11 protein-coding genes are annotated in these 15227 nt (G+C 69.0%); 5 read left to right on the forward strand and 6 right to left on the reverse strand.

Annotated elements, in window-relative coordinates:
* The first annotated feature begins 69 nt into the window (after positions 1-69).
* Positions 70-2262, forward strand: a complete 2193-nt coding sequence (locus tag RTK35_RS14335; protein ID WP_044408826.1) for a patatin-like phospholipase family protein — start codon at positions 70-72, stop codon at positions 2260-2262.
* A gap of 66 nt (positions 2263-2328) precedes the next feature.
* On the opposite strand, the gene RTK35_RS14340 is transcribed toward RTK35_RS14335, so the two are convergent.
* The 6 genes from RTK35_RS14340 to recQ all read right to left on the reverse strand — a co-directional run bounded on the left by RTK35_RS14340 (position 2329) and on the right by recQ (position 11287).
* Positions 2329-4536, reverse strand: a complete 2208-nt coding sequence (locus RTK35_RS14340; RefSeq protein ID WP_316908287.1) for a FimV/HubP family polar landmark protein — start codon at positions 4534-4536, stop codon at positions 2329-2331.
* A 252-nt stretch (positions 4537-4788) separates the two neighbouring features.
* Positions 4789-6192, reverse strand: coding sequence for a DHA2 family efflux MFS transporter permease subunit (locus RTK35_RS14345; protein WP_142015976.1), 1404 nt, complete (start codon positions 6190-6192; stop codon positions 4789-4791).
* Positions 6192-6626 (reverse strand): MarR family transcriptional regulator, encoded by a 435-nt coding sequence (locus RTK35_RS14350; RefSeq protein WP_044408832.1) that lies wholly within the window; start codon positions 6624-6626, stop codon positions 6192-6194. Before RTK35_RS14350 ends, RTK35_RS14345 begins: the two co-directional genes overlap by 1 nt.
* Before the next feature lie 79 nt (positions 6627-6705).
* Positions 6706-7716, reverse strand: a complete 1011-nt coding sequence (locus RTK35_RS14355; RefSeq protein WP_316908288.1) for a DUF2804 domain-containing protein — start codon at positions 7714-7716, stop codon at positions 6706-6708.
* 99 nt (positions 7717-7815) lie between these two features.
* A complete protein-coding gene (locus RTK35_RS14360) occupies positions 7816-8985 on the reverse strand; it encodes a diguanylate cyclase (protein ID WP_074970269.1) in 1170 nt (389 codons plus the stop codon).
* Between the two features lie 175 nt (positions 8986-9160).
* Positions 9161-11287 (reverse strand): DNA helicase RecQ, encoded by a 2127-nt coding sequence (recQ, locus tag RTK35_RS14365; protein ID WP_044408841.1) that lies wholly within the window; start codon positions 11285-11287, stop codon positions 9161-9163.
* 138 nt (positions 11288-11425) lie between these two features.
* Here recQ and RTK35_RS14370 point away from each other — a divergent pair, with 138 nt between their 5' ends.
* The 4 genes from RTK35_RS14370 (at position 11426) to lapD (ending at position 15157) form a co-directional block, all read left to right on the forward strand.
* The gene (locus RTK35_RS14370; protein ID WP_074970267.1) at positions 11426-12010 is read left to right on the forward strand and encodes a YecA family protein; all 585 of its coding nucleotides are present in this window, start codon (positions 11426-11428) and stop codon (positions 12008-12010) included.
* Positions 12011-12018: 8 nt separating this feature from the next.
* Entirely contained in the window at positions 12019-12420 is a 402-nt protein-coding gene (locus RTK35_RS14375) for a YbaN family protein (RefSeq protein ID WP_044408847.1), read from the forward strand.
* Positions 12421-12565: 145 nt separating this feature from the next.
* The gene (lapG, locus tag RTK35_RS14380) at positions 12566-13207 is read left to right on the forward strand and encodes a cysteine protease LapG (protein ID WP_044408850.1); all 642 of its coding nucleotides are present in this window, start codon (positions 12566-12568) and stop codon (positions 13205-13207) included.
* A 3-nt stretch (positions 13208-13210) separates the two neighbouring features.
* Complete coding sequence (lapD, locus tag RTK35_RS14385; RefSeq protein WP_316908289.1) at positions 13211-15157, forward strand: cyclic di-GMP receptor LapD; 1947 nt, start codon at positions 13211-13213, stop codon at positions 15155-15157.
* Positions 15158-15227 lie beyond the last annotated feature (70 nt).

The following is a 15227-nucleotide window of genomic DNA, read 5'->3' on the forward strand; positions in this document are numbered from 1 at the left end:
CAGGCTCGGGGCAGTCGGGCGGGCGCCTATAATAGCGACCTTTTTCCCCCGCCTGACCAGGGAAGCGTTATGCGCCGCGTGCTCCTCGCCCTCACCCTCCTGCTCACCACCTGCTGCGCCGTGGCCGATGCCGCACGGCCCCGCGTCGGCCTGGTGCTTTCCGGCGGCGCCGCCCGTGGGCTGGCCCACATCGGCGTGCTCAAGGCGCTGGAGGAGCAGGGCATCCACATCGATGCCATCGCCGGCACCAGCATGGGCGCGGTGATCGGCGGGCTCTATGCCTCCGGCTACAGCGTGGAGGAGCTGGAAAAGCTGGCGCTGACCCTGGACTGGCGCCAGGCCCTCTCCGACGCCCCCGCGCGGGAGGACGTGCCGTTCCGCCGCAAGCAGGACGACCGCGACTTCCTGGTGAAGCAGAAGCTCAGCTTCCGCGACGACGGCAGCCTGGGCCTACCGCTCGGCGTGATCCAGGGCCAGAACCTCGCGCTGCTGCTGGAGAGCCTGCTGGTGCACACCAGCGACACCCGGGACTTCGACCGCCTGGGGATCCCCTTCCGCGCCGTGGCCACCGACATCTCCACCGGCGAGAAAGTGGTGTTCCGCAAGGGCCACCTGCCCCAGGCCATCCGCGCCAGCATGTCGATCCCGGCGGTGTTCGCCCCGGTGGAAGTGGACGGGCGCCTGCTGGTGGACGGCGGCATGGTGGACAACATCCCGGTGGACGTGGCGCGGGAGATGGGCGTGGACCGGGTGATCACCGTCGACATCGGCACGCCCCTGCGCAGCCGCAAGGAGCTGACCACCGTGGTGGACGTGCTCAACCAGTCGGTGACGCTAATGACCCGGCGCAACTCCGAGGCGCAGCTCGCCACCCTCGGCCCCGACGACATCCTCGTGCAGCCGCCCCTGGCCGGCTACAGCGCCACCGACTTCAGCCACGCCCGCGAAGTGATCGACGCCGGCTACCGAGCCGCCACCATCCTCCAGGCCCGCCTGGCGACGCTGCGCCGGGATACCCGCCCCGGCCAGGACGCGGAACTGGTGCAGGCGCGCCAACCGGGAGAACGACGCCCGGTGATCACCCGCATCCAGGTGGAGAACGACTCCAAGGTGGGCGACGAAGTGATCCGCCGGCAGATCCGCCAGGAGCTCGGCGAGCCCCTGGACCTCGCGCGCCTGCAGGCCGACATGGGCACCCTCTACGGCCTCGACTACTTCGAGCAGGTGCATTACCGCGTGGTCAAGCACAAGGACGGCAACACCCTGGTGATCAGCGCCCGGGGCAAGCGCAACGGCACCGACTACCTGCGCCTGGGCCTGAACCTCTCCGACGACATGCGCGGCGGCGGTACCTACAACCTCGGCGCCAGCTACCGGGTGAACGGCCTCAATGACCTGGGCGCCGAATGGCTGACCCGGGCCCAGATCGGCAGCGAGCAGGTGCTCTACAGCGAGTTCTACCAGCCGCTGGACTACGGCTCGCGCTACTTCGTCGCGCCCTACCTGGCGGCATCGGCGCAGAACATCGAAGCCGCGCTGGACAACGACCCCATCGCCGAATACCGCCTGCAGCGCTACGGCTACGGCTTCAACCTGGGCCGGCAGATCGCCAACAACGGCGAACTGCGCCTCGGCATCGGCCAGGAATGGGGCGAGGCCGACGTGCGCATCGGTGACCGGCGCCTGCCCAGCTTCAGCTTCAGCAACGGCTACTACGAGGCGAAGTACTCCTTCGACACCCTGGACAACGTCGACTACCCCCACAGCGGAGAGGACATCAAGCTCACCGTGCGCCAGTTCGACCCCAGCCTGGGCGCCGACGACCGCTACCGGCAGTGGGAACTCAGCCTGGACAAGGCCTTCACCCGGGGCCCCGACACCCTGGTGCTGGGCGGCCGCTACGGGCGCACCCTGGACAGCACCGAGGTGGTGCTCTCCAGCTTCCAGCTGGGCGGTGCGCGCCAGCTGTCGGGCTTCCGCGAGAACTCGGTGGCCGGGCAGAACATCAGCCTGGCGCGGGCGATCTACTACCGGCGCATGACCCAGCGCTCGTTCCTGCCGCTGGACTTCCCCTTCTACGTGGGCGCCAGTCTGGAGCGCGGCCGTGCGTGGAACCGGGACAACAGCTTCGACAGCGGCTACATCAACGCCGGCAGCCTGTTCGTCAGCTTCGACACGCCCCTGGGCCCACTGGACTTCAGCTACGGCCTCAACGATGCCGCCGAGCGGGCGCTCTACCTCAACCTGGGGCGGACGTTCTGAGCCAGGGCTGACGACAGCGCAAAGAAAACCGGCGCCCTGGGGCGCCGGTTGGAGGTGGGGGCGTGATCAGGCGATCCGCGCGAGCAGCTCGCGGGCTTCCTGTTTCTGCTCCTCGTCGCCCTGGTCGATGACCTCGTTGAGGATGTTGCAGGCGCTTTCCATATCGCCCTGGTCGATGTAGGCCAGGGCCAGGTTGAGCCGCATGATGTTCTCCTGGCGCGCGGCCAGGTGATCCAGGTCGTCGTCGCCCAGGTCGAACACCAGTTCCTCGTCGGCCTCGGCCAGGGGCAGCGGCTCGGCTTCTTCCGGTTCGCCCAAGTGGTCCAGCTCGAACACTTCGGGCAGCTCGTGGAGGTTGCTCTTGAACGACGGGTCCACCACCGGCTCCGGTGCCTTCGCCGAGCTTTCGGCATCACGCGCCGCACGGCCCTTGGGCGCATCGGGCTTGAACGGGCTGAGGCTGTCCCAATCGGCATCCAGGGGCAGGTCGGCGAGGTTGAGCTGGAACTCGTCGGTGAACTCGTCGTCCAGGCCGTTGCGCGGGGCGCTGGGCGCTTCGTCGACCAGGGGCGTCTCGTTGAGGATGAAGGTAGTCTCCTCCAGCATCGGCGCCGCCTCGGACGGCACATCGACAGCGGGGTAGCGCGCCTTGATCGCATCGATGCGCGCCGGCTCCATGCCCATCTCGGCCAGGGTGTGCGCCTCGCTGGCGAACGCGGCGGACTCGCCCAGCTCGCCCAGCACCTCCAGCAGGCGCAGGCGCAGGTCGGTGCGACGCGGCTCCTGGACGATGGCGGTGCGCAGCGCCGACTCGGCATCGCGGAAACGCCCGTAGGCGATGTAGATGTTCGCGCCGTCCAGGGAATCGCTGGACGGGCGGGGTGCCGACAGCGGGGCTTCGACCCGGGCCGCCGGGGCGACGGGGGCCTCCACCGGGGTGGCGACGGCAGCAGGCGCGGCCGGGCGCACCAGCGGAGTGACGGTGGCGCGGGGACGCTGCTGCTCCGTTGCCGGGACGATCACCGGCTCGGCCGGCGTGTCGTCAGGCGCGGGCTTGCGCCGACGCGCGACCAGCAGCAGAAGCGCCAGCAGGATGGCCGGCACGCCGAGGAACAGCAGGTTGTTGGGCCAGGTGAACAGGCCGGTGTCCTCGGGCTCGACGCTGGGAACTGCGCTCGGCTGGGCCGGCGCCGGAGCCGCTTCGGCCTGGGGCTGTGCAGCCGGTTGCTCGGCGGGGGGCGTATCGGTGGTGGCAGCGGGTGCGGCCGGCTCGGCCGGAGGCTGCACAGTGGCGCCCTGCTGGAGGGCCCCTTTCAGGCTCGCCAGCTGGGCATCCTTTTCCGCCATCAGCTGCTGCAGCGATTCCAGCTTCAGCTGCAGGTCGGCGATGTCCTGGCGCAGCTGCAGGCGCTCGCTCTCGCTGTTGGCCAGTTCGGTGTCGACGCGACGCTGCACCTCGGCCAGTTGCTGCGGCAGCTCGTGGGGAGCCGGGGCATTGGGCGCGACCGGGGCATCGGGCTCGGACAGGCGCAGGCTGTCGGGGGCGGACATCGGGGCCACCGGCGCAGCCGGCTCGGCACGCGCGGCATCCGGCAGCAGCAGGCTCTGGCCGACGCTCAGGCGGTTCGGATCACCATTGGCGAAGGCCGCGGCGTTGAGAGCGTGGATGCCGTTCATCATCTGCGCCGTGCTCATGCCGCTGCCGGCGCTCAGGCGCTGGGCGATGCCCCAGAGGCTGTCGCCACGGGCCACGGTGTAGCGCTTGCCCTGGGTGGCCGGGGGCGCCTCGCGGGGCGCGGCCGGCACTGCCTGGGTCGGCCGGGCGCTGGCGGTACGGGCATCCGCCAGGGGCGCAGCCACCGGTCGGTAGGCCGAGGACTCCGGCGGGTCCAGCAGCAGGGTGTACTCGCGCAGCAGGCGGCCGTTGGGACGCGCCACTTCGACGATGAAATTCAGGTAGGGCTCGCGCACCGGCTTGCTCGACGCCACGCGGATATGGCCCCGGCTGCCACGGATCATCGGGCTGAAACGCAGGTCGTTGAGGAAGATGAAGCGCTCGACCCCCGAGCGCTCGAACACCTCGTTCGGCGCCAGGCTGACCTTGATGTCGCTTTCCCCCAGGTCGCCCAGGTCCAGCAGCTCGATGTCCGCCTCCAGCGGCTGGTTGAGCGCGGAATGCAGGGTGATGTCGCCCAGGCCCAGCGCCGACGCCAGGCCTGAATAAAGCAGCGGTCCCGAGGCGAGCGCCACCAGGAACTTGTTGACTCGAGCCATGAGCCCTCCCCCGGTCATGCCGGCTCGAACGCCACGACGACTCCACGATCCATGGAATGGCCAAAGCGGGCGTTGGCATTGAACGATGTGATGTCGGGCCGATCCCTGTGTAACCCGGCTGAAACTAGTATGGATGCAATTTCCCGAAACGCCCTAAGTAAAGGCATCGGGCCATTACGGACGAATCTTACTGGATTTTCGTCATGAAAGTGACGGAATTCACACAACCGCTGGGCGGTTATAGCGGCTTCGTCAGGCTTTTGTCGCGCGCACGCCCAGGGCGGGCCAGATCGCCAGCAGGAAAAGCAGCGTTACCAGCCAAAAGGTCTGCTGGAAGGCCCAGGCATTGGCCGCGTGATCACCGCCGCCTGCCAGGTGCCGCCACTCGAGGAAGAAGGTCACCAGGTTGACCCCGAATGCGCCGCCCAGCTGGCGCACGAAGGTGATGGCGCCGGCGCCCTGGGCCAGTTCCTCGGCGCTCAGCACGTCCAGCGAGCCGGTGCTCAGGGCCGGCAGCAGCAGGCCGAGGCCGAGACGGCCGACGCAGGCCCAGAAGCACAGCACCAGGAAGCTCGCTCCCTCCCCCACCAGCCCCAGGCCGAAGCAGGACAGGGCGAACACCAGCAGGCCGCCCACCAGCAACGCGGCGGCCGACAGCCGATCACTCAGCCAGCCACCGGCGAACGACGCGAGCCCCAGCACCACCCCGGTGGGCAACAGGAGCAGCCCGGCACGCCCGGCGCTGTAGCCATCGACGGTCTGCAGGTAGAGCGGGATCAGGTAGGTGGAGCCGTACAGCCCGAGGCCCAATGCCAGGGCCACCCAGCTGGCCTTGCGGAACGCGACATGACGCCACAGGCGCATCGGCAACAGCGGCCGGGTCGACACCCGGCTGCGCCAGGCAAATCCGCCGACTGCCGCGATCCCCAGCAGCCCGGGTACCCAGCACGACGGTGCCAGCCAGCCGAAGCGCTGGGCTTCGGCCAGGGCGCCGAGCAGGGCGAACAGCGCCACACAAAGGAAGCCGAAGGCCAGCAGGTCCACGCCCGGCGTCTGCCGGTTGCGGTCGCTGGGCATCAGCCATTGCGCGCCAACCAGCGCCGCCACGCACATGGGCAGCGGCAGCCAGAACACGGCCTGCCAGCCGAACTGGTCGATCAGGTAGCCACCGATGGTGGGGCCGAGGGTCGGCGCCACCATCACCCCCAGGCCGTAGCTGCCCAGGGCCATGCCGCGCCCGCCATCAGCGAACACGCGGAAGATCAGCACCATCGCCAGGGGCTGGATCACCCCGGCACAGGCGCCCTGGACAATGCGCAGTGCGATGAGTTGCCAGGCCGCCTGGGCCAGCAACGCGAGCAGCGAGGCGAGGATGAACAGCCCGATGCCGAGCTGGACAGTACGCCGCGCGCCCAGCCGGGCCTGGGCCCAGGCCGAGAGCAGGAGCCCGGCGGTCATCGCAGCGAGAAAGCCCGTGGCCAGCCACTGGGCCATGGGCCGACCGATGGCGAACTCCGCCATCAGGGTCGGCAAGGCCACGTTGATGCTGGTGGAGGCGAGGATCATCGCCATGCTACCGACCATCAGCAGCGCCAGCAGCCAGTGGGGATAACGGGAACCGTAGCGGGTGTGCAGGGCCTCGAGGTCCTGCGACATCAGCGCCGTTCCAGGTTGGCCAGGATCTTCGCGTGCACCTGCTGGCAACGACGCAGCTCGTCCTCGTCGATGCCGGTGAAGACCTCACGGCGCAGCTGGCTGGAGATCGACTCGATCTTCTCGATCAGCGGCCTGGCCTTGGGGCAGAGGGTGATCTTCTTCGCCCGGCGGTCCTCGGCCACGGCCAGGCGCTGGACCAGTTCCTGGGCTTCGAGGCTATCGAGCAGGCGCGCCAGTGTCGGGCCTTCGACGCCGACGCTCTTGGCCAGCTCGCGCTGGGTGGGAAGCTCTTCGAAGCGGGCCAGGTGCAGCAGCACCAGCCAGCGAGCTTGGGAAAGGCCTAGGTCGACCAGACGACGGTCCATCTCCGCTCGCCAGGCCCGCGACATCTGCGCAAGCTGCATGGCGAAGCGGTGTTGATCGGTGTGGGACATGAAACGGACTCTGACAGCCAAAACTAATAATTAGCGAGCTAACCATAGGCGGCGATCCGGAGCAAGCCGCAGACTGTAACTACCACTTCACATATTGATCTTCGACAAAGCCCCATAACCCCTCCACCGGGATCGCTGGACGGCCGTGGGGGCGGAGAACGCCGTCGAAACGGCCGAAGACCTGCTTGAAGTTGCTGGCCAGGAAGCCGGCGTTGAGGCGTTCCTTGTGCAACCCCTCGCCACGGAAGCGCAGGTCCACCTGCCCGTCATGGGAGGTGATGTGCCAGGGCTCCAGCGGCTGCTGGCGATCGAAGGCGAAGCGCACGGTGTCGACCTTGACCAGCTCGCCGTCCAGCCAGAAGCAGTTCTCGGTGAAGCTGGTCTCGTTGACCCCGCAGGACAGGTTCAGGCCGAGGCGAATCCCCGCCGCCTCGCCGGACAGGCAGGCCCAGTTCCACACCGTTTCCGGGCGCATGTAGCCGGCCGACCAGTCGTGGTGGGCGTAGGCCCCCAGCGTGCCAAGGTCGAACTGCCCCAGCGCGCTCTCGATCCGCCCCTGGCAGGGCACACCGGCCACCTTGCGCGCATAGACCCAGCCGTCCGCCCCGGCCGGGGTACACAACCCCATGGGCTGGAAGTCCTGCTCGGCGAACAGCGCATCGATGCGGGTGCCGTCGTCCAGCTCCACGCGCAGGCGCTTTTCCCGGCGCTCGGCCTGGTTCTCCAGTCGCAGCAGGTTGTGGCCGGCGCGCAGCTCGCAGGTGCCGCTGTCGGGTGACTGGGAGAAGCGTGTGCCCCAACCCAGCGGCAGCTTGAACTGGCGCTCGATCATGCGCCCACTGGCCGGGTGGAACAGGTAGACGAAGCCGACCCCGAGCAGGCTCAGGTTGGCCAGCGCGCAGCCGCCGATCAGCTCGTTGCTGATGATCCCGAAGTACTGGAACTGGTGGAAACGCCGCCACTTGGCCAACGCGCCACGGCGACGCCCCATGGGCGAGCGGAAGTCGAAATCCCGGTAGTTGATGAGGGTCGGGGTGGTGTCGAACTGGCCGTAGCGGGGCTGGCCGTCCGGGCCGATCAGCATGTCCATGGGTCGGGCTCTCCGGTTCAGGGGCGAGGGATGCTAGCACCGCCCTCCCCGCGGCACAGTCACCCATGGCGCCAGCCGGAGCGACCATCTACGCCAGTCTCACGCCACCACCTGGTTGCGGCCGAACGCCTTGGCCTGGTACAGCGCCCGGTCGGCATGTTCGTAGAGGGCGTAGAGGTGGGCGATGGGGCTGTCGGCCTCGGGGGCCAGGCAGGCCAGGCCGATGGACAGGGTCAGCACCGCGCCGGTGCTGGAGCCCTCGTGGGGCACCGCCAGGGCCTGCACCGCAGCGCGGATGCGCTCGGCATGCTGGCGCGCCTCCTCTTCCGGGGTGCCGTAGAGCAGCACGGCGAACTCCTCGCCCCCCAGGCGCACGGCCATGTCCAGGGGGCGCCGCGCCGCATCCTCCAGCACCCCGGCCACCCGCTGCAGCGCCACGTCACCGCGCTGGTGGCCGTAGAGGTCGTTGTAGGCCTTGAAGTGGTCCACGTCGCACAGCAGCAACGCCAGCGGCCTCGACTCCCGCTGAGCCTGCCGCCAGACCCGCTCCAGCTGCCGGTTGAAGCTGCGGCGGTTGTGCAGGCCGGTGAGGCTGTCGTGGTCGGCCAGCACCCGCATCAGCCGGCTCACCAGGAAATGCTCGCGGGACTTGTACTCCACCAGGTAGCCGCCCACCGCACCCAGCAGGTTGCCGCAGACCAGGAACAGCAGGTTGTTCGCCAGCCGCGCCGGCGGCAGGCCCGCCCACAGCTCCAGCGCCACGTAGACCGAGAGCACCAACACCGCCACCAGCAGCGCCTCCCCCAGGCGCAGGCCCACCACGAAGTAGGCCGCCATGCACACCAGCAGCAAGCCTTCATAGGGAAAAGACGGATCGACCCGATGGGCGATGGCCACCACCGCTGCCGCCCCCAGCCCCAGCGCGGCAACGCACGCCTGGCTGAGGGGCGCCAGCAGGTGCACATGACGCCGCTGCAGCACCAGGCCGCCACAGATCACCAGCAGCACCAGCACCACCACCCGCACCGCCAGCATCCACCAGCGCTCCGCCGTGCTCACCAGCTGGAAATCCAGCACAGCGAAGGCCAGCCACATGGGCAGCGACAGCAGCAGCACGATGCGCTTGAGGTCGAAGGACTGTTCCAGGAAGAACTGCCGGTACTCGTGCTCCAGAGGGCGCACGAAACGCAGCTTGCGGAAGCCGACGGCGAGCTGGTCGGCATAGGGATTCGGACGCACATCGTCCAGCCAGGCATGGGGTGTGGTCACGGCCACCTCTTGTTATGGGGCCGGGACCTACTGCTGCGCCCGGCCATGCAGCGTCGGCGCGCTCCGGGCATCCACCTCACATGGATGACGAAGACTGCGCGCGCCTCGACGGCTGCGCGCACGCCACGTTGCACATTAGTAGCCGGCGGGATGGCCTACAAGTGAGCGCCTGGCGTCAGGCCTCGAACTCCGCCTGCAGCGCCGCACGCACGCAATACAGCACGCCTTCCGGCACCCGGCCGCCCAGCAGTTGGGCCACTTCGGCCACCGGTGGCAGCTCGCCTTCGCCGTCGAGGAAGGCGTCCTGCACCTCGCCGAGGGTGTCCTCGGGCAGGTCCAGCGCCTGCTCCAGGCTGAGCTGTTGCGCGGCGATTGCTTCGGCCAGCAGCGCATAGACGTTCTTCTCGGTGCATTGCAGCTGGCGGGCGATCTGCGCTGGGGTCATGCCGGCGCGGGCCAGGCTGACCAACTCGTGGCGCAGGTCCGCCACGGCGCGGGGCGCCTCGGCTTCGGCGCCATTGAGCACCTCGAGGAAGGCCTGGCCGTAGCGCTCCAGCTTGCGTGCGCCCACGCCGCTGACCCGCGCCATGTCCGACAGGCTCGACGGCCGGCTGCGCAGCATCTCCAGAAGGGTCGCGTCGGGGAAGATGACGTAGGGCGGCACGCTGTGCTCCTCCGCCAGCTTGCGGCGCAGCGTACGCAGCGCCTCCCACTGCTCGCGCTCGTCGGCACGCACCAGCTGGCTGGCCGCACTGGCGGCCGGCTTGGGCGCCTTGGTGGACAGGTCGCGGCGCAGCTGCAGGGTCACCTCGCCGCGCAGCAGCGGCCGGCACGCCTCGCTCAGACGCAGCCCGCCGAAGCCTTCGAGGTCGATGTCGGCCAGGCCACGCGCCACCAGCTGGCGGAACAGCGTGCGCCACTCCGTCTCGGAAAAGGCCTTGCCCACGCCGAACACCGACAGGTGCTGGTGGCCTGCGGCGCGCACCTTCTCGTTGTCGCGCCCGAGGAGGATGTCCACCAGGTGCCCGACGCCGTAGCGCTGGCCGCTGCGGTAGACCGCCGACAGGGCCTGGCGGGCCGGTTCGGTGGCGTCCCAGGTCTGCACCCCGTCGACGCAGATGTCGCAGTGCCCGCAGGGCTGCGGCAGCTCCTCATCGAAGTACGCCAGCAGCGCCTGGCGGCGGCAGCGGGTCTCCTCGCAGAGCGCCAGCATTGCCTCCAGCTTGTGCTGCTCGATGCGCTTGTGCCGCTCGTCGCCCTCGGAGTTGTTGAGCATCTGCTTGAGGAAGATCACGTCCTGCAGCCCATAGGCCATCCAGGCGTCCGCCGGCAGGCCGTCACGCCCGGCGCGGCCGGTCTCCTGGTAGTAAGCCTCCAGGGATTTCGGCAGGTCCATGTGGGCCACGAAGCGCACGTTGGGCTTGTCGATGCCCATGCCGAAGGCAATGGTCGCCACCATGATCAGCCCCTCCTCGTTGAGGAAGCGCCGCTGGTGGTAGGCCCGCAGCTCGTTCTCCAGGCCCGCGTGGTAGGGCAGCGCCGGGAAGCCCTGCTCGGACAGGAAGGCCGCCACCTCCTCCACCTTCTTGCGCGACAGGCAGTAGACGATGCCGGCATCGCCCTTGCGCTCGGCGAGGAAGCCCAGCAACTGCTTGCGCGGATTGTCCTTGGGCACGATGCGGTAAAAGATGTTCGGCCGGTCGAAGCTCGACAGGAAGCGCTCCGCCTCCTGCAGGTGCAGGCGCTGGACGATCTCCTCGCGGGTGCGGCGGTCGGCGGTGGCGGTGAGCGCGATGCGCGGCACGCCGGGGAACAGCTCGGCCAACTGGCCCAGTTGCAGGTATTCGGGACGGAAGTCGTGGCCCCACTGGGACACGCAGTGAGCCTCGTCGATGGCGAACAGGGCGATGTCCAGGCGCTCCAGGAACGCCAGCATGCGCGGCTGCACCAGCCGTTCGGGGGCCAGGTAGAGCAGCTTGATCTCGCCCCGGCGGATGCGGTCGGCGATTTCCCGCTGCTCGTCCGCGCCGAGGGTGGAGTTCAGCGCCACCGCCGCCACGCCCAGCTCCTCCAGGGTCGCCACCTGGTCGTCCATCAGCGCGATCAGCGGCGAAACCACCACCGCCAGGCCCTCGCGCATCAGCGCCGGCACCTGGTAGCAGAGGGACTTGCCGCCCCCGGTGGGCATCAGCACCAGGGCATCGCCGCCACGGGCCACGCGCTCGATGATGGCGGCCTGGTTGCCGCGGAAGGCGTCGTAGCCGAATACGTCTTTGAGGATGCGCAGCGCGTGGTCGAGCATGGGGGTCTCCGAAACAAGCCGCGCATTATACGTCAGCCCGCCCGTCGCGATGCCCTCGCCCATCGCCGCGGCTTTTGCCGCCTGCGGCGCACTGGACTAGAATCCACGCTCATTTATCCCCTCAAGGTAGTCCCCCCGATGTCCTTCGCTGAGCAACTGTCCCGCCTGCAAGCCTTTCTCGATGCCGACGACCTGCACGAGGAAGCCCTGGACTACGTGGCAGCCCACGGCTACCTGACGGCCCTGAACATTTCCCCCGAGCCGGTGCCGGACCGCGAGTGGATCGACGCCCTGTTCGCCGAGCCGCCGCACTACCGCGACGCCGCCGAGCACGAAGCCATCGAAGAAGCCCTCCTCCAACTCAAGGCCCACATCGCCCGCCAACTGGCCAGCGACGAAGACCTCGAACTGCCCTGCGACCTGGACCTGGGCGAAGAGCCCGACGACTCCGACCTGCGCGGCTGGTGCATCGGCTTCATGGAAGGCGTGTTCCTGCGTGAAGCCGCCTGGTTCGAACACGCCGAAGAGGAAGTCAGCGAACTGCTGCTGCCGATCATGGTGGGCTCGGGCCTGTTCGACGAACAGCCGGAATTCGCCGACATCGCCGCCGATCGCAACCTGGTCGACGAGATGATCGAGCAGATCCCCGAACTGCTGACCGCCCTGTTCCTGCTCTGCCACGCCCCCGAAGAAAAGCCCGCCCTGCTCAAGCCGCGCCACTGAGTCACGCGATGGCCCACGGCGACATCCCTCGCGCCCGCAGCGCAGCGGTCCGCTACGGACTGCTGTGCATCGGCTGGCTGAGCGTCGCCCTGGGGGTCATCGGCATCTTCCTGCCAGTGCTGCCCACCACCCCCTTCCTGCTGCTGGCGGCGGCCTGCTTCGTGCGCAGCTCCGAGCGCTTCTACCACTGGCTGGTGGACCACCCCCACCTGGGCCCGTGGATCCGTGACTACCTCGAAGGCAACGGCATTCCCCTGCGCGGCAAGGTCTACGCCCTGGTGCTGATGTGGGCGAGCATCCTGTTCTCCTGCTACCTGGTACCGCGTCCCTGGGCCCAGGGCTTCATGCTCACCAGCGCGGTGCTGGTCAGCGTCTACATCCTTCGGCAGAAGACCCTGCACCGCGACTGACGCGGCCCCGACGCCCTCCCGAACTTTCCGACCGCCCTGCAAGGCAAAAGGCCAGGTGCCTGCCTAGACTGCATGAACCCAAGGGGCGGAGACCCTGACGATGCAGCTAGGGCACCACCAGCACTCCCGCACAGCCGGACCGCGCATGGCGTGGCTGCTGCTGGTCGCCTGTGCCCTGCTCAGCCTGCTCGCCCTGGCCGACTGGGACTTCGAGGTGATCCTCAAGAACGCCGAGAAGCGCTACGGCAACCTCGGCCCGGCGCGCCAGCGCATCCTCGACTGGAGCGACCTGATCCAGCGCAGCGGCGAGCTGCCGGAGAAGGACAAGCTCACCGCCGTCAACCGCTTCTTCAACGCCAAGCTGCGTTTCGTCGACGACCAGCGCAACTGGGGCCAGAACGACTACTGGGCCACCCCCATCGAGGCCCTGGTCAAGGGCGCCGGCGACTGCGAGGACTACTCCATCGCCAAGTACTTCACCCTGCGCCGCCTCGGCATTCCCGCCGAGAAGCTGCGCATCACCTACGTCAAGGCGCTGAACTACAACCAGGCGCACATGGTGCTCACCTTCTACGCCACCCCCACGGCGGATCCGCTGGTCCTGGACAACCTGATCAGCGACATCCGCCCCGCCTCCCAGCGCAAGGACCTGCTGCCGGTCTACGCCTTCAACGCCGAGGGGCTCTACACCGGGGGCAAGCGCAGTGGTGACAGCAAGAAGCTCTCGCGCTGGCAGGACATCCTGCAGAAGATGCGCGCCGAAGGCTTCCCGATCGGAGAGGGATAGACGATGTCGTTACTCAAGCAGCTGTTTCTGGCGATCTGCCTGTTCCTGGTGGTGGCCTTCACCGGGAGCTTCCTGGCCGGCGTGGAAAGCTCCCGCGAGCAGCTGCGCAGCCAGCTGCGCTCCCACGCCCAGGACGCCGCCACCGCCCTGGCGCTGTCCATGACGCCCCACGTGGACGACCCGGCCATGTTGGAGCTGATGGTCAGCTCCATCTTCGACAGCGGCTATTTCGCCCGCATCCGCGTGGTACGCATCAGCGACGGCGAGGTGCAGGTGGAGCGCCAGACCGACACCGTCACCGGCACCGTCCCGCAGTGGTTCGCCCGCATCGTCGACCTCCGTCCCCAGGGCGGCGATGCGCTGATCATGCGCGGCTGGGAGCAGGCCGCGCGGGTCGAGGTGGTCAGCCACCCGCAGTTCGCCCTGGCCAAGCTGTGGGACAGCGCCCTGGGCATGCTCGCCTGGCTGCTGGTGTGCGGGCTGGTCAGCGCCGTGCTCGGCGGCTTCCTCCTGCGCACCCAGTTGCGCCCGCTGGACAACATGGTCCAGCAGGCCCAAGCCATCAGCCGCCGCGAATTCCTCACCCTGCCCCGCGTACCGCGCACCCCCGAGCTCAAGCGCGTGGTGCTGGCCATGAACCAGATGGTCGACAAGCTCAAGACCCTGTTCGCCGAAGAGGCCGCCCGCAGCGAGAAGCTGCGCGAAGAGGCCTACCAGGACACCCTCACCGGCTTGGCCAACCGCCGCCAGTTCGACGCCCGCCTGGCCAACCAGCTCGACCCGTCCGAGCAGAACGCCGACGGCTACCTGGTGCTGCTGCGGGTCAACGACCTCGGCGGGCTCAACCAGCGCCTGGGCGGCCAGCGTACCGACGCGCTGATCCGCGATGTCGGCGAAGTGCTCGGCCATGCCCTGGCCGAAAGCGGCACGCCCGACTGGTTCGCCTCGCGCAACCGCGGTGGCGAGTTCACCCTGCTGGCCCCCGGCCTTGAAGGCGACGGCGCCGACCGCCTCGCCGAGGTGCTCACTGCCGCCCTGGAGAACCTGCGCGCCACCGGCGCCAGCGACTGCACCCCGGTCGCCCACCTGGGCATCGCCGCCTTCCGCCCCGGGGAGACCCCGGCCGACGTCCTCGCCCGTGCCGACCAGGCCCTGGCCCAGGCCCAGAGCAACCCCTCGCGTCACTGGGAGCGCCTCGACGACTTCCAGGCCAACGCCGGCCAGGGCCTGCACGACTGGCGCGGCTGGATCGACCAGGCCCTCAACGAAGGCAAGCTGCAGCTCTACTTCCAACCCGTGGTGGAGTGCGCCGACACCGGCCGCCTGCTGCACCACAAGGTGCTCGCGCGCCTGCTCGACCCCCAGGGCGAGGCCGTCGCCGCCGGCCGCTTCCTGCCCTGGATCGAACGCCTGGGCTGGGCCACCCGCTTTGACCTGGCGATGCTCGAGCACACCCTCGACCACCTCGACCTGCACCCCGCCCCGCTGGCCCTCAGCCTTTCCGCCGCCACCCTGCGCGATGCCGCCACCCAGGACCGCCTGCTGGCCGTGCTCAAGGCCCACCCGCAACACAGCACCCTGATGACCCTGGAGGTGGACGAACGCCACCTGCCCCCGCCCGCCGAGCTGGAAGCCTTCAGCCAGCGGGTGCGCGACGCCGGCTTCAACATCGGCCTGCAGCACTTCGGCGGGCGCTTCAGCCTGATCGGCAACCTCACCCACCTTGGCCTCGCCTACCTGAAAGTGGACGGCGCCTACATCCGCCACCTGGACGTGGAGCAGGACAAGCGGGTGTTCATCGAAGCCGTGTACCGCGCCACCAACAGCATCGACCTGCCGCTGATCGCCGAAATGGTGGAGAGCGCCGGCGAACTGGAGGCGCTCAAGGCCCTCGGCATCCTCGGCGCCATGGGCCGCCTGGTGGGTGCGCCGGCGCCCTGGAAGGACTGATCCCGCCCCCGGCACCGCCAGCACCCACCGGGTTTTCTGACGGTGTCCCCATTGCGCCCCGGTGACGGGG

The organism is Pseudomonas sp. zfem003, assembly GCF_032621675.1.
Lineage (GTDB): Bacteria > Pseudomonadota > Gammaproteobacteria > Pseudomonadales > Pseudomonadaceae > Metapseudomonas > Metapseudomonas otitidis.